General features: G+C 59.4%; 17 protein-coding genes. 6 read left to right on the forward strand and 11 right to left on the reverse strand.

The annotated features are described in order from the left end of the window. Nucleotides 1-161 precede the first annotated feature (161 nt). The 3 genes from NMB38_RS15355 to NMB38_RS15365 all read left to right on the forward strand — a co-directional run bounded on the left by NMB38_RS15355 (nt 162) and on the right by NMB38_RS15365 (nt 2,793). Complete coding sequence (locus NMB38_RS15355; RefSeq protein WP_281211970.1) at nt 162-749, forward strand: UPF0149 family protein; 588 nt, start codon at nt 162-164, stop codon at nt 747-749. Nucleotides 750-755: 6 nt separating this feature from the next. Continuing rightward, entirely contained in the window at nt 756-1,121 is a 366-nt protein-coding gene (locus NMB38_RS15360; RefSeq protein WP_088523378.1) for a YbaN family protein, read from the forward strand. Nucleotides 1,122-1,431: 310 nt separating this feature from the next. Next, on the forward strand, nt 1,432-2,793 hold the full coding sequence (locus tag NMB38_RS15365) for a TolC family outer membrane protein (RefSeq protein ID WP_058637595.1): 1,362 nt from the start codon (nt 1,432-1,434) through the stop codon (nt 2,791-2,793). A gap of 17 nt (nt 2,794-2,810) precedes the next feature. Here NMB38_RS15365 and NMB38_RS15370 read toward each other — a convergent pair whose 3' ends face one another. The 5 genes from NMB38_RS15370 to NMB38_RS15390 all read right to left on the reverse strand — a co-directional run bounded on the left by NMB38_RS15370 (nt 2,811) and on the right by NMB38_RS15390 (nt 7,169). Next, nucleotides 2,811-3,422 carry a tRNA-uridine aminocarboxypropyltransferase gene (locus tag NMB38_RS15370; RefSeq protein WP_027915887.1) on the reverse strand — a complete coding sequence of 204 codons (612 nt, stop codon included), beginning with the start codon at nt 3,420-3,422 and terminating at the stop codon, nt 2,811-2,813. A 90-nt stretch (nt 3,423-3,512) separates the two neighbouring features. After that, a complete protein-coding gene (locus NMB38_RS15375; protein ID WP_027915886.1) occupies nt 3,513-5,078 on the reverse strand; it encodes a methyl-accepting chemotaxis protein in 1,566 nt (521 codons plus the stop codon). Nucleotides 5,079-5,424: 346 nt separating this feature from the next. Continuing rightward, on the reverse strand, nt 5,425-5,553 hold the full coding sequence (locus NMB38_RS15380) for a PA1414 family protein (RefSeq protein ID WP_023533827.1): 129 nt from the start codon (nt 5,551-5,553) through the stop codon (nt 5,425-5,427). A gap of 186 nt (nt 5,554-5,739) precedes the next feature. Continuing rightward, a complete protein-coding gene (locus NMB38_RS15385) occupies nt 5,740-6,666 on the reverse strand; it encodes a DMT family transporter (RefSeq protein ID WP_027915885.1) in 927 nt (308 codons plus the stop codon). 95 nt (nt 6,667-6,761) lie between these two features. Continuing rightward, nucleotides 6,762-7,169, reverse strand: a complete 408-nt coding sequence (locus tag NMB38_RS15390) for a hypothetical protein (RefSeq protein ID WP_028688038.1) — start codon at nt 7,167-7,169, stop codon at nt 6,762-6,764. Nucleotides 7,170-7,369: 200 nt separating this feature from the next. Here NMB38_RS15390 and NMB38_RS15395 point away from each other — a divergent pair, with 200 nt between their 5' ends. Beyond that, nucleotides 7,370-7,642, forward strand: coding sequence for a hypothetical protein (locus tag NMB38_RS15395; RefSeq protein WP_027915883.1), 273 nt, complete (start codon nt 7,370-7,372; stop codon nt 7,640-7,642). Between the two features lie 57 nt (nt 7,643-7,699). Here NMB38_RS15395 and NMB38_RS15400 read toward each other — a convergent pair whose 3' ends face one another. After that, complete coding sequence (locus NMB38_RS15400; protein WP_033695144.1) at nt 7,700-9,022, reverse strand: DEAD/DEAH box helicase; 1,323 nt, start codon at nt 9,020-9,022, stop codon at nt 7,700-7,702. A 140-nt stretch (nt 9,023-9,162) separates the two neighbouring features. Between NMB38_RS15400 and NMB38_RS15405 the strand changes: the two genes are divergently transcribed. Next, nucleotides 9,163-10,470: a mechanosensitive ion channel family protein gene (locus NMB38_RS15405; RefSeq protein WP_104926439.1), complete on the forward strand. Its 1,308-nt coding sequence runs from the start codon at nt 9,163-9,165 to the stop codon at nt 10,468-10,470. Between the two features lie 54 nt (nt 10,471-10,524). On the opposite strand, the gene NMB38_RS15410 is transcribed toward NMB38_RS15405, so the two are convergent. Both NMB38_RS15410 and NMB38_RS15415 read right to left on the reverse strand, forming a co-directional pair. Further along, nucleotides 10,525-10,794, reverse strand: coding sequence for a DUF3077 domain-containing protein (locus NMB38_RS15410; RefSeq protein WP_104926440.1), 270 nt, complete (start codon nt 10,792-10,794; stop codon nt 10,525-10,527). An 830-nt stretch (nt 10,795-11,624) separates the two neighbouring features. Further along, nucleotides 11,625-12,800 (reverse strand): DUF3800 domain-containing protein, encoded by a 1,176-nt coding sequence (locus tag NMB38_RS15415; protein ID WP_345956330.1) that lies wholly within the window; start codon nt 12,798-12,800, stop codon nt 11,625-11,627. 463 nt (nt 12,801-13,263) lie between these two features. Between NMB38_RS15415 and NMB38_RS15420 the strand changes: the two genes are divergently transcribed. After that, nucleotides 13,264-14,262, forward strand: a complete 999-nt coding sequence (locus NMB38_RS15420) for a DUF2314 domain-containing protein (protein WP_088523380.1) — start codon at nt 13,264-13,266, stop codon at nt 14,260-14,262. A gap of 129 nt (nt 14,263-14,391) precedes the next feature. Here the strand turns inward: NMB38_RS15420 and NMB38_RS15425 are convergent, their stop codons facing one another. From NMB38_RS15425 to rpsA, 3 genes are all read right to left on the reverse strand, one after another. Continuing rightward, complete coding sequence (locus NMB38_RS15425; RefSeq protein WP_027915878.1) at nt 14,392-15,327, reverse strand: AEC family transporter; 936 nt, start codon at nt 15,325-15,327, stop codon at nt 14,392-14,394. Nucleotide 15,328: 1 nt separating this feature from the next. Continuing rightward, nucleotides 15,329-16,204, reverse strand: a complete 876-nt coding sequence (locus NMB38_RS15430; RefSeq protein ID WP_111475164.1) for a carboxylate/amino acid/amine transporter — start codon at nt 16,202-16,204, stop codon at nt 15,329-15,331. A 154-nt stretch (nt 16,205-16,358) separates the two neighbouring features. After that, nucleotides 16,359-18,035, reverse strand: coding sequence for a 30S ribosomal protein S1 (gene rpsA / locus NMB38_RS15435; protein ID WP_003252673.1), 1,677 nt, complete (start codon nt 18,033-18,035; stop codon nt 16,359-16,361). Nucleotides 18,036-18,084: the final 49 nt, after the last annotated feature.

Consider the following 18,084-nt stretch of genomic DNA (forward strand, 5'->3'; position numbering starts at 1 on the left):
TTTTTGCCAAGGGCCCGACAACGGTGGGCCTTTGGCTGGAAACCGCCAAGTATACCGCACCCACCCCCTGCACTGGCACCGTTGCGATGGGCGTGTCTTTGCCCCGCTGACGCTGCAAGGTGCTAGAATTCGGTATCGTTTATTCCCAAGGTAGCCCCGTAATGTCCTTCGCCGAGCAACTGACCCGCCTGCAAGCCTTCCTCGACGCCGATGAGCTGCACGAAGAAGCGCTGGACTATGTCGCCGCCCACGGCTACCTCACTGCCTTGTCGATCAACGCCGAGGAGGTGCCCGAGCGCGAATGGATCGACGCCTTGTTCGCCGAAGAACCGCACTACGCCAGCGAGGCCCAGCGCGAGGAGATCGAAGCCACCCTGGTTGCCCTCAAAGGCCATATCGCGCGCCAGTTGGCCAGCGATGACGAGTTCGAACTGCCGTGCGACCTGGATCTGGGCGATGACCCAGACGACTCCGACCTGCGCGGCTGGTGCATCGGCTTCATGGAAGGGGTTTTCCTGCGTGAGGAAGCCTGGTTCGAGAACGCCGAGGAAGAAGTGAGCGAGATGCTGCTACCGATCATGGTCGGTTCTGGCCTGTTCGACGAGCAGCCTGAATTTGCCGACATCGCCAGTAATGCCAGCCTCCAGGACGACATGATCGTGCAGATTCCCGAGGCCCTGACCGCGCTGTTCCTGCTGCTGCATGCTCCGGAAGAGAAACCGGCACTGCTCAAGCCCCGTCACCACTAAGCCGGCATGCGCTACCTGTTGCTGGCCATCGGCTGGCTGAGCGTGGCGCTGGGCGTGGTCGGCGTCTTCCTGCCGGTACTGCCGACCACGCCGTTTCTCCTGCTGGCAGCGGCGTGTTTTGCCCGCAGCTCGCCGCGCTTTCACAACTGGTTGGTCAACCACCCTCGCCTGGGGCCCTGGATCAGGGGCTATCTCGGGGGCGAGGGGATGCCGCTCAAAGCCAAGGCTTATGCCCTAGGCCTGATGTGGTTGAGCATCGCCGTTTCCTGCTACCTAATTGCGTTTCCTTGGGCACGGCTGTTCATGCTGGCCAGTGCGGTGGCCGTCACTGTCTACATTCTTCGGCAGAAACCCTATACACCACCTAAGTGACAATAATTTGTCGCCAAATATCAATTTGGCCTACGGTACTGGCTTTTTATCTAAATCCGTTCTGGAACTGCCTGTAGCCCTCGTCCAGCGCCATCTGGACGGCGCCGAGTGGCGCCTGATTCAGCAGCCACCCTACTAATCGTTAGACAATTAATGTCGAACATGGCACGTTGATATGAATAAATCTTCTTACTCATTCCAGTGAATGTACTTAGCTGTGGGCTTAAAAACCTGCAACACTATACGGCATCGAAATATAGTCATTTTTTTGGCGATCTGCAGGAAAAACCAGGATCAGGGAGAGGTACCCATGCGTCTTTTGAACCCCATCACCAGCGCGTTGCTGTTGGCTCTGGCAAGTGCCCACGTGCAGGCGATGTCGATCACCGAAGCTGTCCAAAGCGCCGTGGACTACCACCCCCAGGTCAGCTCGAACCGCAACAGCAAGTTGTCTGCTGATGAAGATGTGAAGTTCGCCCGTGGCGGCTACTACCCGTCCGTCGACTTGGTGGCGGGGTACGGCCGCCAGCGCTCGGATAATGCCAACACGCGTGGTACTGACGGGCGACGTGGAAAGGAAACCCTCAACTACTCCCAGGCCGACCTGCGCCTGCGGCAGATGATCTTCGATGGGTTCAACACCTCCAGCGAAGTGGGCCGCACCCAAGCGGTCTCCACTTCCCGTGCGTACTACACCCAGGCGGTGGCTCAGGACGTTGCCTTGCGCGCCATCGAGGTCTACCTGGAAGTGCTCAAGCGCCGCGAACTGGTGAGCCTTGCCAAGAACAACCTGCAAGCCCACCTGCGAGTGAACGACCAGATCGGCCTGCGCAACGAACGGGGCGTAGGCAGCACGGCTGACCTGGACCAGTCCCGTGCCCGTCGCGCCCTGGCGGAAAACAACCTGGATACCGCAGAGGTCGACCTGGCCGATGCCGAGGCCAACTTCTTCAGCGTCGTAGGCCGTGTGCCGGATGAGCTGGAAGACCCGCAAGCGGTTGCCGTGCAGATGCCTGCAACGCTGGAAGAAGCACGCGAAGGCATGCGCCAGAACAACCCCTACATCAAGTCGGCCCAGGCAGACGTTAACGCTGCCGAAGAGCAGTACAAGGTTGCCAAGTCGACCTTCTACCCGCGCTTTGATGCCATTCTGGCCACCGGTGCCAACAACAACACCGGCGGTGAAAAAGGCCACAGCAACAACGACTGGCAGGCAGGCGTAGAGATGAACTACAACCTGTTCCGCGGTGGCAGCGACAAGGCACGCCTGAACTCCGATGCGCACAAGATCAACCAGGCTATGGACATTCGCAACAATGCACTGCGCGAGCTGACCGAAAACCTGAGCCTGGCCTGGAACGCCTTGAACAACGCCAGCAAGCAGTTGCCTACCGCGCGCGAATACGCCGACACCACCAAACGGGTGCGTGCTGCCTACCAGGACCAGTTTGGCCTTGGCCAGCGCACCCTGCTGGACGTGCTCGACAGTGAGAACGAACTGTACAACGCCGACCGTCGTTACACCGAGGTACGCTACACCGAAGCCTATTCCCGCTACCGGGTACTGGCCACCATGGGCGAGCTGTTGAGCAAGCAGCGCATCTCGCTGCCGCCTGACGCCTATGCTGCCACCGAAGTGCGCACCGAAGCCCATCTGCCCGAGATGCGCTGATTGCACCGGGGCGCCGTTCAGGGCGCCCCTGTGTCCTTGCGATGATTACGCTGGTAGGTGCCTGCCCCCATGGCTTGGATCTGCCCTTCGATCAGGCCTTCGAACGGCGCCAGCACGGCGTCGAAGCTGACCGGTTGCTCGAGCACGTTCAAGGCCTGCACCACCGCCTCGATGGTCGATAGCGCGCCTGCCTCCGGGGCCTTGCGCAGTCGGTAGCGTGACGGCGTCACATTCCCTAGGGTTACTTTCGGCAGAGCCGCCAGCAGTGGGTTGAGGTACATCAACTTGCGCGCCTTGCGCCAGGTGCCGTCCGGGACAACCAGCAACAACGGCATGCCGTCAGTCTGCGTGTAAGGCCCGAGCGCTTGTGAGTCCGCGCCCGGGAACAACACCACTGGCCGATAACCTGGCATTGCCAGCCATTGATCCAGGTCCTTGAATACCTCACCTACGTGCAACTGGGCATTGACCAGGCCAAGCGCTGCCAGGCGAGCCGTGTTCAGCGCATGAGACGCCTCGCTTGGGTGCTGCAGCAGCAACACGCGGGTCCTGCTGCTGATCGCAGGTATCAAGGCGCAGAGGCAATGGTCGAGGGGGCGCAGGCAGCGCTCGCAGCGGGGTCTGGACATGGGATCTCCTTGGCCGCGCAGTGTGCCACACAATCGCAGATCAACTGGCACGCCTTCAGGCCAAAGCGCGCCCAACGCAGGCATTGGCGATCAGCGATTGAAGCGCTCGGCCAAGCCATAGAGGTAGTCGGCCATGCGTTCGAGGTCCTGGCTGATTTGCGCGCCTTGCCGTGCCTGCCCGGCGCTTTGATCGCACAACTGGGCAATGCGCGTGATCTGCTGGTTGATGTCCTCGGCCACATGGCTTTGCTGTTCGGAAGCGGCAGCCATCTGCTGGCTCATGCCTGTGATCCTGCTGACCGCCTGGGCGATGCCGACCAGCGCGTTCTGCACGGCCTCGACGCTTTGCCTGCTGTCGCGCGCGATGCGTTCACCGTGGCCGGCGGAACTCACCGCCCGCTCGGCACCGGCGCGCAGGGTGGCGATGATCTGGTGAATTTCCTCGGTCGAGGTGCGGGTACGCTGGGCCAGCGAACGGACCTCGTCGGCCACCACGGCAAACCCCCGCCCTTGCTCTCCCGCACGGGCTGCTTCGATAGCAGCGTTGAGTGCCAGCAGGTTGGTCTGCTCGGCAATGGCAGTGATCACATCGACCACGCTGCCGATGGACTGGGTCTGCTGAGCGAGCGCATTGACGGCCTGGCCAATGTCACTGACCGCCTCGCTCATGCTGTCCATGGCGTGCAGGCTCTGCTGGGCCAGCTCGCTGCCGCGCTGAGCGAGCTGATCGGCGTCACCGGCAGCATGGGCCGTGTTCTGAACGTTCTGCGTGACCTGCTGGATGGTGGCTGCCATCTCGGCGATGGCAGTGGCCGATTGATCCGTTTCACTGCGCTGACGGTCAAGCATCGCGGCCTGGGTGTCTGACAATTTCGAGGATTGTGACGCCCGGTCCTTGACCCCCACGCCTGCATCCTCAAGCCGGGTCAGGGCCGTTTGCAGGCGTGCTTCTTCACTCAGGATGGCCAGGTCCATTTGCCCATGCAGCCCGGGGCTGGCGCTATAGGTCAGCGCCACCAGCGGGCTGGTGAAAGCCTTGGGGTGTGCGGCCAGCGTGCGCTGGATGGCTTGGCTGTGCTGGCGTTCGATGACGTACCAGGCCAGCAGCAGACTGGTCATCAGTACCGCCAGCGCAGCGTAGGCCGGCAGGCTGGCATAGGCCAGCGCCGATATCACCCCGGCGGCGGCAAGCGGCCAGCCAGTCCCCAGGCGCTGACGCACACGTGCCACCCAAGGCAACGGTGCGCGGTCACTGCGCAGGCGTGCGTACAGGCGCTCGGCACGTGCGATCTGCGCGCGGCTGGGCACTGAACGCACTGACTCGTAACCACTGACGCGGCCTTGTTCGTAGATGGGCGTGACATAGGCACTGACCCAGTAATAGTCACCGTTCTTTGCCCGGTTTTTGACGATTCCCATCCAGGGCTTGCCCTGCTTGATGGTGTCCCACATATGGCCAAACACCGCGGCGGGCATATCCGGGTGACGTACCAAATTGTGGGGCTGACCCACCAACTCGTCATAGGTGAAGCCACTGATGGCCACGAACGCTTCGTTGCAGTAGGTGATTCGGCTATCCAGATCGGTGGTCGAGATCAGGCGCTGATCGCCGGGGAAGGTTCTTTCGTGCTCGGTGACGGGCAGGTTCGTGCGCATCTTCGGCGATCCTTGCAGGATGAAAATGTGAGAAAAATAGGCGCAAGGTTGATATGTAGCAGAGCGCTTTCAAATAGGAGGCCGTAGCCGCAGGAAATTATTGCATCCTGACGAAATACATCAACGCAATGTTTAACCCAATGTCGCAGCTGGCTGAAACAGGTCGCAATGAACGGGGATGAGCGCATGAAGCGGGAGGCATGACAGGGGGGCGGAGCGGGGTTGCATCAGGCGGCATTAAGCCGCCTGAACAGACGGAACCTGGCAGCGGACGTGCCGGGAGCAGAAACGCTGATCGGAACAAAAAAGCCGCTCTACCCAAAACGGGAGAACGGGCTTCGCTCGCTCAGCGGCGTCGTGGCTGGCGAGGGCGCTGCTTTTCGTCAGTCGGTATGGGAACCGGCTGCAAGGGCGGCGGAATCAAACCCAAGGCAACCCCAAGGTCGTGGAGCCAGTTGTACAGTGCTTTATTCATAATGCCCCCTTTACGGGTAAGCCTAACGGCGAATCAGTTCGGCGCTGCCTTACACAGATCATAGCCGCATGTATCGGCTGACGCCTATATCTGATCTTACAGATGGGGGTGATTGTGACGCCGATCAAGCCGTTTGGGGGATTTCCTGGCACCGCCAATCGTTTCCCTATGTTACTGCTTGCCCCCTCATCCGACCCATTTGCGCAATTGCTGCCGTACCCAGGGCTCGGCACTTACCAGAACCACCCCCAAGAGCACCAGCACAGCGCCAAGCACGAAATTCACGGTCAGCGGCTCGCCCAGGATCAACACCCCGAAGGTGACGCCGAACAGGGGCGTGATGAATGAAAACACAGCCAGATTCGATGCCAGGTATTTGCGCAACAGCCAGAACCAGGTCAGGTAGCTGATGAACGAGACGATTACGCCCTGAAACAACACGCTCCCAACCGCCAGCGGCGTCATGACCACATCGCCGGCCTGCCCCGTGATCAGCCCAATGAGCAGTAAACCGACGAAACCTACGGCTAGCTGATAGAACAGGGTAAGGGTTGCCGGCGCCTCGGAAAGCCGCGACCCCCTGACCACGACCGTGGTCGCGCCCCACGCCAAGCCGGCCAGTACCCCGAAGGCATCTCCCAGCAAGGTGCGCCCGTCCATGTTGGCCCATGACGTCCCACCCGCAAAGGCCATTGCAATGCCCACGAACGCCAGCAGTATACCCAGCCACTGCAACAACCTCAGCCGTTCGCTGGGCAGCATGAAATGCAGGCCAAGGGCAGTGAAGATTGGCGCTGTGTACAGGAATACTGACATGTGCGCGGCCGTGGTCAGCTTGAGCCCTTCGGCAATGAACAGAAACTCAAGCCCGAACAACCCACCCGCCAGTACACCCGCGCGCCAGGTCACCCCCATCTGCTTCCAGTCGCCGCGCCAAAGCACCATCAACCCGACCAGCACCGCAGCGATGCAATTGCGCAGGGTTGCCTGCATCACCGGGGCAATGTCCACGGCGGCCGTTTTTATCAGCACCTGCTGGCTGCCCCAGATCAGGCAGAGCACCACCATGACCTGGAACGCGAAGGCATCGGGGTTCTTGCGGGCCACGCTCATCGGCGGACCTCGAGACGGTACAAAGGCATGCGCAGTGATTCACCTGAAGAGAGGGACAGGAGATTATCGATTCACGCATGCCTCACTGGCCAGCCTTAAATGGCACCACCGGCAATCTGCGCCTTGGACGAGACGTGCTCGAAGGTGCTTTCATCCAACGCATCTTCCTGATCGTCCAGCACTTGCCGCGGGTGTTCAAAGCCTGGAATGCTGCTGTCGATCAGGCTCATCAGGCGCGACCCTCGCTCGGTCAGTACGAAGTTTTCGCCGTTACCACCCTCCTCTTCCGGGCGGCTTTGAATATAGCCTCGCTCCAGAAGCAGCTTCTCATAGTCGCAGGCCTGGGTTTTGAGGCGATCCAGGTCACCGACCGGCTCCCCCTTGGCCGCCAGGTCAGCGGCATGCGCTTCGGCATAAGGGCGGGGCGTGAAGTTTTGCCCGCTACCGTTTTGTACTTCATGCAACAAGCGTTCGATCAGGTCCCAGTTATAGACAGTACGCATGCGATTACCTCCTGGTGTGCGTCGAGGATGTACACAGGCTTGGGACCTTCCGAATCTTCGCACGTTCCACGCAAATGGCCTGAAGGTCGCGTGCATTAGCTGCAAGAAACCACGCCAGCTTCTGCCCATTCATCCAAGGCTGTGAACCAATCGGTTTGCTGCACCTCAACCGTCCATCAACAACGCCGGAGGGCTAAAGGATGAAACCACTGCTGCGTATCACTTGCCTGGTTACCTTGTGCAGCGCGTTGCCCGCCTGGGCATGCACGCCGGAAGAAGCGACGCAAAAGCGCGAGGAACTGGCTGGGCTGGTGGCTCAACTGACCGAACAGAACCCGGCGAAGGCCAAGGAAATCAACGAGGAACTGCAAGGCATGCAGCTGGGAACCGCCAGCAAGGACTTGCCGGACAAGTGTCAGTTGATCGACACGCGTATCAAGGAATTGAAAGCGGCCGAGAAAAAGGCAGGATGATACAGGGACGTTAGGCCAGAGCAGCGCTGAGCGCTGCCCTGGCCCAGGCCCCTGGTATTACTCGGCTGAGGGCTTGCGCTTCTTCAACGGTGCGAGCCCATCAGAGCTGGTCAACGGTGCGTTGGCCTTGGGCTTGGCCGTAGGCTTGCGCTTGGCAGTGGCCTTCTTGTCACCACCTTTCTTGTCCGTCTTCTTCTTTTTGGTACTGGCAGCCTTGCCAGACGCCTTGACCTTCTTGGGCCCGCTATAGGTGCCCTTGACTTCCTTGATGACCCGGCGCTCGAACTGCTGCTTGAGGTAGCGCTCGATGCTGGACATCAGGTTCCAGTCGTTATGGGTGATCAGCGAGATCGCCAAGCCTTCGCCGCCGGCGCGCCCGGTACGGCCCACCCGGTGCACGTATTCATCGCCGCTGCGTGGCATGTCGAAGTTGATGACCAGGTCCAGCCCATCGATGTCCAGGCCCCGCGCGGCCACGTCGGTGGCGACCAACACCTTGGAGCTGCCCTGCTTGAAGCGCTCGATGGCCAGCTTGCGGTCTTTCTGGTCCTTCTCGCCATGCAGCACGAACGCCTTGACGTCCTTGGCGACCAGGTGACCGTAGATACGGTCGGCCATGGCGCGGGTATTGGAGAAGATGATCGCCTTGTCGAAGGTTTCGTTGGCCAGCAGCCATTGCACGATCTGCTCTTTGTGCTGGTCATGGTCGGCGGTGATGATCTGTTGGCGAGTGCCCTCGGCCAATTGTGACACGCTGTTGAGCATCAGGTGCTCAGGGTCCTTCAGGACCTTGCCGATCATGTCGCGCAAGGCCGCGCCGCCGGTAGTGGCCGAGAACAGCAGGGTCTGCTCGCGGTTTTCGCATTCCTTGCACAGGCGCTCCATGTCCTCGGCGAAGCCCATGTCGAGCATGCGGTCGGCCTCGTCCAGGATCAGCACCTGGACGTGGGACAGGTCGAGGTTGCCGGCGTTGAGCTGCTCAAGCAAACGGCCCGGTGTGCCGATCAGCACGTCCGGCACCTTGCGCAGCATGGCGGCCTGTTCCTTGAAGTCTTCGCCCCCGGTCACCAGGCCCGACTTGATGTAGGTGAACTGCGAGAACAGCTGCACCTGCTTGAGGGTCTGCTGTGCCAGCTCACGGGTAGGCAGCAGGATCAGCGCGCGAATCTCCACACGACGCTCGCGCAGATCGACCAGACGATTGAGCAGCGGCAGAACGAACGCTGCCGTCTTGCCACTGCCGGTCTGCGCGGTGACACGCAGGTCCCGCCCTTGCAGCGCCAGGGGAATGGCGGCGGCCTGCACCGGGGTAGGCTCGACGAATTTAAGCTCGGCCACGGCTTTGAGCAGGCGTTCGTGCAAGGCGAATTGGGAGAACACGGAGGTAACCTCAGGCAAGTACGGAAATCAGCTGCATAGGGTAACGTTTTCTAGCGATTTAGCCGAATTTCTTTTGGCATGGGCCTGCCCATCCGCGTTCTAATAACGCTTCGTTTGGCAACAAGACTGTAAGCAAGCCCATGGACATCCAACGCTTCTGGCGCGACTCCCTCGACCTGTGGGGCACACTCGACCAACACCCCATGCTGCACGCCGCCATCGGCCTGGCCGTATTGCTGGTGATATCGCTGATTCTAGGGCGCCTGGCGCGCTTTCTGGTGCTGCACGGCGCCCGCCTGCTGGCACGCCAGCCAGCCCTGAAATGGCTCGACGACTTGCGTCACAACAAGGTCTTCCACCGCCTGGCGCAGACCACACCGTCGCTGGTGCTGCAGTTCGGGCTCAAGCTGGTGCCGGAGCTGTCCGACACCGCCCAGCACTTTCTGGGCAACCTGGCGTTGGCCTTCACGTTGCTGTTCATGACCATGGCCCTGTCGTGCCTGCTCGATGCCCTGCTCGACATCTATGCCCGCACCGAGCACGCCCGCACTCGCTCCATCAAGGGCTATGTGCAACTGGCCAAGATGATGCTGTGGATCTTCGCGGCCATCGTCATCGTCGCTACCCTGATCGACCGTTCGCCGTTGCTGCTGCTGTCTGGCCTGGGCGCGATGTCGGCCGTGCTGCTGTTGGTGTACAAGGACACGCTCTTGTCGTTCGTGGCCAGCGTGCAGCTGACCAGCAACGACATGTTGCACGTCGGCGACTGGATCGAAATGCCGCAGGTCGGCGCCGATGGCGATGTGGTGGACATTACCCTGCACACGGTCAAGGTACAGAACTTCGACAAGACCATCGTTTCCATCCCCACCTGGCGCCTGATGAGCGAATCGTTCCGCAACTACCGTGGCATGCAGCAGTCAGGCGGCCGGCGCATCAAGCGCAGCCTGTTCATCGATGCCGCCGGGGTCCGTTTTCTGACCCGAGAAGAGGAACAGCGCCTGGGCCAGGTGCGCCTGCTGGGTGACTACCTGGCCGGCAAGCGTCAGGAGCTGCAAAGCTGGAACGAAGCCTTGGGGCCGGTGGCGGAACTCTCGGCCAACCGCCGCAAGCTGACCAACATCGGCACCTTCCGCGCCTTCGCTCTGGCCTACCTGAGAAACCATCCCGACGTGCACGCGAACATGACCTGCATGGTCCGCCAGATGCAGACCACGGCAGAAGGCGTGCCGCTGGAAATCTACTGCTTCACCACCACCACGGTGTGGGCCGAGTACGAGCGCATCCAAGGGGACATCTTCGATTACCTGTTGGCGGTGCTGCCGGAGTTCGGGTTGAGCTTGTATCAGCAGCCCAGTGGCAATGACATGCGCGTAGGCCTGGCCGGGCACAATGCGCCCGTGCAGGAGCCGATGCCGCGGCGGATTGAGGAAATGAGCGAGGCTTGAGAGGGAGGGGGGCTGCTGCGCAGCCCTCTTGCCCTGTCCAGTAGTACAGAAGCTCTAGGGGGCACTCATCATTCCAAGCTCTGCGTCATCGAGTAAGGCCTTAGCCATCGCACATAGGTACTGCGAAGCCCATAGTAACTGTGGCTTGTCTTCCAGAAGACCGTCGAGAGACAAATCCCGTGCGTACCCCATCAACTCTGAAGCTTGCTCGCGCGCGTAATCGCAGGGAATACCAGGTTCGATACGAAACAAAGGATGGGTTTGATTTTGACCCTGATAAAACGTGGTTTTGCCTACGGTTAACGGAGTTTCTTCATTTGCCATCGACTGATCACCCTTAAGTAAGTTAGTTGACCCTTCTCGCACACAGCTCCGTCAGCCCAGAACAGCCCAACGAACGATTCGTGGAGTACGTTCGCGTCTGCGAGTTGAACCAATTCCTGCACTGACTCAAAAAGTACTGCGAGTGTCTTGGTGAGTGCAGCCACCGACATTGTGAGATGGGAAATCTAGGCTGCATGCCTGCGTGCCGCTAACTGCCAGCCTCGCACAGTACGAACAGCGTCCTGAAATCGAAAAGCAGTACCTGAAGTGGAGAGAAGGAAGGGGGATCCGGCACTATTTTCAGCATGGTATGACCCTCAATTTGAGATTGGGTACTACCACCATCTGCTGTCAAACAAAGGGTGGCAGCTGTACACAGGTTGACAGACCGGTCAAATTGAGAAACCCGGCGCACCCGAAGGCGCCCCATGTACAGCCGCCATTGAAGGCCAAGCTATGGATTGCAATTTGAGTCGGCCTGTCAAAGCCGGTCGTTGAGTCGCAACGACTGGCTGAGATTAGGGGCCAACCTGGAACACTGCAATGGGTGAGAGTATCTTTGGGAAATGCCCTACAGGGAAGATGTATAGTCTGATTTCTGCCGCTATGCACTGGACGGAGTAAGCGCTGACGGACATTGCAAGAAACAAGCGCGGCAGACCATTTCGCCAGCCAGACGACGGGCTATGATCGTTACGCTGTCGACGCGAGCCTCATACGAAACCGCGAGCGGTGAAATCACTTTGTCCGTCCCGCCGCCTTTGGTGAGTCACCCTCTTTCGGCGAAAGAACGCTTCAATCATCCCTCGGCCTGTACCGAAAGCTACCCATCATCTCTCTGTGATCAGGTCATCAAGTGAGGATAGTAGTTTCTGTAGGTCCACGAGCCTTGAAGCCTTGATGATGTCGTACTCACCTCGACTACTGAGCATGTAAACCTCTCGGGCTTTTTTGACACGCTCAAGCAACGGCACGACCACACCTGATGCCATCTCGAGAAAGTCATTGATGTCAGCTCTTGTTTGGGGAATCTTATATCCCTTGGATGTACTCGTGATGATGACATCAGCATCTCGTAACTTTGCAATGCCGCTCGACCTCACACGCTGCTTGGACAGATCACCAAAGCCCCTCTCCTCCAGATGAGCAAGGATGTCGGCTATTGGAATGTAGTCCTTGGTCACAAACTCACTCTGGAATCTGAGGTAATCCAGAATACTGAGCTGCAAACGCTCGTCCTCGTCCGGATAAAGGCCGGCTTTATCGATGAAAATATCCGCCTGACGCAGAGCCTCCTGATGCACATGCCAGTCCGCGTAGCTGGAATCATCCATCGAGGGAGCAACCAGCGAATTGAACTTGGGTGGCCATTCGAGAATGCCGAGCGTCTGCTCACGTAGGATCTTTTTATAGACCTCAGTAATAATGCCGACAGCTTTTTGCTCATAGAGCTGGGCCACGGACCCCGCAAAGAAATCAGCGACCTGAATCAACACATCATCCTTGCTGGATTTTGTCTGGAATGCATGATCGTCCCCGAAGAGGTCTCCCATATAGCGATCCTCAACGTAGGCCTTAAGGCTTTCCTGAAACTCAGCTCCGCCATGCTCATCTACCATCATCTGCAGACTGTGGCAGTTCGTGAAAAGTCGGTTGTAAAGCAATCCGTTGATATGCTTCACGAACGAGGTCTTGAATTGCAGCCCCCCATCTTTGTAGATGCGCTCCTTCTCCACCGCCACGAAATAGAGCTTGATCGGAAGGTTCGCCAGGTCGGTCAGAATACGAACACGTCGCTCAGCATCCTTCGCCCGCACCTTACTGGACTTGATTTCGCCCGTTTGGAAGTGCTTCCGCCGGAGCGCCTCGGCACAGTGGTAGGCATCCTGCAGATTTTTCTCAGCAACAAGAATGGAACAAATGACGAAGAAACGAGAGCTCCCGGCCTTGGATATGCCCAGATCAGAATTACCTGACTCGTCCACATAGGCGTATGTCTTATCCAATTAGATGCCTCCTCATTAATAGGTAGCCGTAGTGCTACCAGGAGCAGGTCCTTCGCTGAATATGTGGACGCGATCAGGGCTGCTTCCACTCTGGCTATGGAGACTCCATAACTAGCGGAGCTATGCAGTCGCAGTCAAGCGCTACCAACAAAATCGCATGAAAGGAGTGTAGTGTCTCTATGGATTCTATGGACCCACGCCTATGCGGTCTAGTATTGCACCGGCGTCTGAACTGAGGTGAATCAAGCTTTAGTGCCTTACCTTATAAACGTTGAATCCGGCATGCCTAGACTCTGTACGAGCTTCCGAGAAAGCCAATTCCTGCCTCCCAACCCCAGAAGAACGTTACGAAAGACTATGGCTGTGTTCAAGGCTCGCCAGCCTCTCGAACCAGCTCCCTGCTCTTCGGTCAGATGACCTTGATACTCTTCGTCATCAACGCGCACTCACACGGATGTACCCCATGACCGAGCAAATCATCTACCCGGCCGACGACAACAGCCCTGCCCTTCAAGCCGCCATCGCCAATGCACAGGCCACGTTCAAGTTCTTCTGGCGCGAGCTCTCCTGGGAGGCGCGCCGGATCATCAAGGGCCTGGAAATGGCCGCCGTGAAGATGGCTTTCCCGGTCCAGGGCGACGACCCGGAACTGCCAACCGTCGAGAACATGTGGCTCAGCGAAGTGGCGTTCGACGGCGTCTCGATCAGCGGCGTACTGCTCAACGAACCGGAATGGGCTACGGGCTTCGATGCAGCGCAGCGTGTGACGCTGCCGTTTTCGGCGCTCACTGACTGGATGTACGTGTCTGCCGGTGAGGTCTATGGAGGCTTCACCATCGATGCAATGCGCAGCGAGATGCCCGCAACCGAACGTGCAGAACACGATGCGGCGTGGGGCCTGGAATTTGGTGAGCCCGGGTTCGTGGCGCTCGTACCGGCACCCAAAGGGCAACCTCAGGTATTGCTCTCGCGGGCCCTGGATACTCCCGCTGACGCCGAAGCGCTCAAGCGGCTGGAAGAGGCTGACCATCCCATGGCCGTGAGCATGGTGGCGCAGGTGCACGATGCACTGGTGCAACATCCTGCCATGGTGACCGACTCCGATGAGGGCGGTTGGTTGCTGCTGCACCGCGAAACGCTGGCGGGCAACTACCCGGTGGTGAGCGCTCTGCTTGAGCACGGGGCCGACACCTCGGCGCTCAACCCGCTGGGTCAAACGCCGTTGCAACTGGCCGAGCAGGCAGGCTGGCCGCGACTGGTGCGATTGTTGCGCGGGGAGGAGGTGCCGCTTGCGGCGCCGCACGCCCCTGCCCCGCAGGCGCGACCCGCTGAACCTGACGAGGAGCAGACGCACACCCGGCCCCACGCCCAGGCGCAGCCACAGCAAAACAGCCGGCCGCGCTGGATGATCGTGGCTGGCGTGGTATTCGTGGTGGCCTTGATCTGGCTGCTGGTGCGCTAGCGACCTACCCGGCGGTCAAGCAGCCGTGTCGGTGAGGCGTTCTGGACCAGCGCCTCACCCTCAGTGTTCAGGTCCCGGCCAGCATGTCGCTGAACGCGATCGGAATCTCTGAGCGTTCGAACCGCTCATTCACTGCGCATACCCCAAAAGGTAAAGCAGCGCCGTCAAGGTCAGCAGTGAGACCACCGTTGACCAGAGAATGGTCCTGGAGATCAAGCCCGCATCCCGGTTGTAGTACTCCGCCAGCATGAACGGCCCAGTACCGGTGGGCAGTGCAGCCAGCAGCACGGCCGAGGCGGCCCACATGTCGGGCAGGTGAAACACCTTGTACGCCAGCACCCAGGTCAGCGCCGGCTGGCCGATCAATTTCAACGCCACCAGCGGCCAGGGGCTGGCCTGTGCGCGCGGCTGTTTCTCTGCCAGAAAGGCTCCGAGCGACACCAATGCACAGGGCGTGGTGGCCAATGCGAGCATGTCGAGCAAGTGCATCACCGGTTCGGCCAGCCCCAGCCCGGTCATGGCCCACGCTGCGCCTGCCAGCGGCGCGACGACCAGCGGGTTTTTGGCCAACGCCTTGAGCACCAGACCCACGGCGCGGCCCACTTCGGGCTCATCCTGCAAGCCGATTTCGATCAGCATCAGCGACAGGGCAAATACCAGGCAGACCACAATCAGCGATGAAATCAGCGCTGGTTGCAAGCCAGGCTGACCGAACAGCAGCAAGCACAAGGGAATGCCGATGTAGCCGGTGTTGGCGTAGCCGGCACTCAGCCCATCGATGCTCGACGCCACTAATCCATGGCCGCCGCGCAGCCGCCATAGCAGGGTTATCGCAAACATCGCCAGGGCCCCGGCGCCAAATGCGGCGATGAAACCAGGGTGCCAGATTTCAGCCCAGGTGGCCGTGGCGGTGACCTTGAACAGCAAGGCCGGCAGGCACAGCCAGACCACCATCTTGTTGATTTCGGCCGCTGCCTTGTCGCCCAGTTTATGGGTACGGCGGCACAGGTAGCCGACGATGATCAAGGCGAAGATCGGTGCGACAATCACGAAAACGGTGTGCATGTCAGGCTTTGCCGGGCATTGGGGCCTGTGCCCGTGCACTGAAACGACTCAACCATACTGATCCCAGAATGATGGCTCCGCCTGCCAGAAGCCGCCCAAGCGGTTCATGCTGGTTCCAGATCAGCAGGTTGAGCAGCAGCCCCACCGGCACGTGCAGGTTGTTCATCACGGCGAGCGTGCCACCCGATACCAGGCAAGCACCCTTATTCCACCAGTACAGGCCCAGCGCCGTGGGGCACAGCCCCAGAAACACCAACACGCCCCACTGCACCGACGTGCTGGGCAGGTGTGCGCTGTTGCCGAACAACACAAACGCAGGTAGGACCACCAACAGTGCCCCCAGGTAGAAATAGCCGAACCGCGCATAGTGCGGCAGGTCACTGGGAAAACGGGCAACCAGATGCCGATACAACACTTGGCCCGCGGCATACGTGAAGTTGGCCAGCTGCAGCAACAGGAAACCCATAAAGAATTCGCCACTGATGCTGTCGAAGCGAATCACCGCCGCGCCGGCTACGGCCACCAGCGCTGCCAGCAGCGCCCATGGGTTGAACCGCCGGTTCATGGCATCTTCGATCAGGGTCACGTGCAACGGCGTAAGAATGGTGAACAGCAATACCTCAGGTACGCTGAGCACGCGAAAGCTCAAGTAAAGGCACACGTAGGTGATGCCGTACTGCAAGGCACCTATCAGCAGCATCGAGCGGACAAAGCGCGGTTCTACCTGCCGCCATCGGGTCAACGGCAGAAAGACCAGGCCCGCCAGCACCACGCGTGCAAGCACGGCAAAATAGCTGTCGACGTGGCCGGCCAGGTACTCGCCTATCAAGCTGAAAGAGAACGCCTGGATAAGCGCAACGATGATCAGATAGCCCATGGTTGTCTCTCGAAAATCAAGGTCGGGACCTTAGCGGGTTGAGGCAAGCGAGTTCAACCACGAAAAACGTAGGGACACGCCCTAAACGAGGCGAAGATAACGCCCATAAAAAAGGGCGACCCGAGGGTCGCCCTTTTTACCGATCAAACAGAACTCAGTTCTGCTTGGCCATTGCTTCGCGCAGCAGCGCAGCCATGGTGGTATCGGCAGCCGCTTCCGGAGCGTTTTTCAGACTCTGGATGGCTTCACGCTCTTCAGCGTCGTCTTTGGACTTGATCGACAGGCTGATGACACGCGATTTGCGGTCAACGCTGATGATCTTGGCTTCGATCTCTTCGCCTTCCTTCAGAACGTTACGCGCGTCTTCAACGCGGTCACGGCTGATTTCGGAAGCTTTCAGAGTGGCTTCGATGTCGTCGGCCAGGGTGACGATGGCACCTTTGGCGTCAACTTCTTTCACGATGCCCTTGACGATAGCGCCCTTGTCATTGACAGCAACGAAGTTGGAGAACGGATCGTCTTCCAGCTGCTTGATGCCCAGGGAGATGCGCTCGCGCTCTGGATCGACCGACAGGATGACGGTTTCCAGCTCGTCGCCCTTCTTGAAACGACGTACGGCTTCTTCGCCGGTTTCGTTCCAGGAGATGTCGGACAGGTGAACCAGGCCGTCGATGCCGCCGTCCAGACCAATGAAGATACCGAAGTCGGTGATCGACTTGATGGTACCGGTGATCTTGTCACCCTTGTTGAACTGGCCGGAGAAGTCTTCCCATGGGTTGGACTTGCACTGCTTGATGCCCAGGGAGATACGACGACGCTCTTCGTCGATGTCCAGAACCATGACTTCCACTTCGTCGCCAACCTGAACGACTTTCGACGGGTGGATGTTCTTGTTGGTCCAGTCCATTTCGGAAACGTGTACCAGACCTTCAACGCCTTCTTCCAGCTCAGCGAAGCAGCCGTAGTCGGTCAGGTTGGTTACGCGAGCCTGTACGCGAGTACCTTCTGGGTAACGGGCAGTGATAGCTACCCACGGATCTTCGCCCATCTGCTTCAGACCCAGCGAAACGCGGTTGCGCTCGCGGTCGAACTTCAGAACGCGTACGTCGACTTCGTCGCCAACGTTAACGATTTCCGATGGGTGCTTGATACGCTTCCAAGCCATGTCGGTGATGTGCAGCAGGCCGTCGATACCGCCCAGGTCCACGAATGCGCCGTAGTCGGTGAGGTTCTTGACGATACCTTTGACTTGCTGGCCTTCCTGCAGGGTTTCCAGCAGGGCTTCGCGCTCGGCGGAGTTCTCGGCTTCCAGCACGCTGCGACGGGAAACGACAACGTTGTTGCGCTTCTGGTCGAGCTTGATGACCTTGAATTCCAGCTCTTTGCCTTCCAGGTGGGTGGTGTCGCGCACTGGGCGGACATCAACCAGGGAGCCCGGCAGGAACGCACGGATGCCGTTAACGTCGACAGTGAAGCCGCCCTTAACCTTACCGTTGATAACGCCCTTGACCACTTCTTCGGCGGCGAAAGCTGCTTCCAGAACAATCCAGCACTCGGCGCGCTTGGCTTTTTCACGGGACAGCTTGGTTTCGCCAAAGCCGTCTTCGACCGCGTCCAGCGCAACGTGCACTTCGTCACCGACCTTGATGGTCAGCTCGCCAGCTTCGTTGTAGAACTGCTCGAGCGGGATGACGCCCTCGGACTTCAGGCCAGCGTGTACGGTAACCCAGTCGCCGTCGATGTCGACAACGATACCGGTGATGATCGCACCCGGCTGAAGATTGAGGGTTTTCAGGCTTTCTTCAAAGAGTTCTGCAAAGCTTTCGCTCATTTTAATTCCTGTAGATTCGGGCGAAACAGACGCCCATCGCCACATTCCA

Source organism: Pseudomonas sp. FBCC-B35, assembly GCF_059133755.1.

Bases quoted from the DNA above. Each gene is read 5' to 3' on its own strand.
- NMB38_RS15355 (WP_281211970.1), top strand. From the start codon at position 162: ATGTCCTTCGCCGAGCAACTGACCCGCCTGCAAGCCTTCCTCGACGCC.
- NMB38_RS15360 (WP_088523378.1), top strand. From the start codon at position 756: ATGCGCTACCTGTTGCTGGCCATCGGCTGGCTGAGCGTGGCGCTGGGC.
- NMB38_RS15365 (WP_058637595.1), top strand. From the start codon at position 1,432: ATGCGTCTTTTGAACCCCATCACCAGCGCGTTGCTGTTGGCTCTGGCA.
- NMB38_RS15370 (WP_027915887.1), bottom strand. From the start codon at position 3,422: ATGTCCAGACCCCGCTGCGAGCGCTGCCTGCGCCCCCTCGACCATTGC.
- NMB38_RS15375 (WP_027915886.1), bottom strand. From the start codon at position 5,078: ATGCGCACGAACCTGCCCGTCACCGAGCACGAAAGAACCTTCCCCGGC.
- NMB38_RS15380 (WP_023533827.1), bottom strand. From the start codon at position 5,553: ATGAATAAAGCACTGTACAACTGGCTCCACGACCTTGGGGTTGCCTTG.
- NMB38_RS15385 (WP_027915885.1), bottom strand. From the start codon at position 6,666: ATGAGCGTGGCCCGCAAGAACCCCGATGCCTTCGCGTTCCAGGTCATG.
- NMB38_RS15390 (WP_028688038.1), bottom strand. From the start codon at position 7,169: ATGCGTACTGTCTATAACTGGGACCTGATCGAACGCTTGTTGCATGAA.
- NMB38_RS15395 (WP_027915883.1), top strand. From the start codon at position 7,370: ATGAAACCACTGCTGCGTATCACTTGCCTGGTTACCTTGTGCAGCGCG.
- NMB38_RS15405 (WP_104926439.1), top strand. From the start codon at position 9,163: ATGGACATCCAACGCTTCTGGCGCGACTCCCTCGACCTGTGGGGCACA.
- NMB38_RS15410 (WP_104926440.1), bottom strand. From the start codon at position 10,794: ATGGCAAATGAAGAAACTCCGTTAACCGTAGGCAAAACCACGTTTTAT.
- NMB38_RS15420 (WP_088523380.1), top strand. From the start codon at position 13,264: ATGACCGAGCAAATCATCTACCCGGCCGACGACAACAGCCCTGCCCTT.
- NMB38_RS15425 (WP_027915878.1), bottom strand. From the start codon at position 15,327: ATGCACACCGTTTTCGTGATTGTCGCACCGATCTTCGCCTTGATCATC.
- NMB38_RS15430 (WP_111475164.1), bottom strand. From the start codon at position 16,204: ATGGGCTATCTGATCATCGTTGCGCTTATCCAGGCGTTCTCTTTCAGC.
- rpsA (WP_003252673.1), bottom strand. From the start codon at position 18,035: ATGAGCGAAAGCTTTGCAGAACTCTTTGAAGAAAGCCTGAAAACCCTC.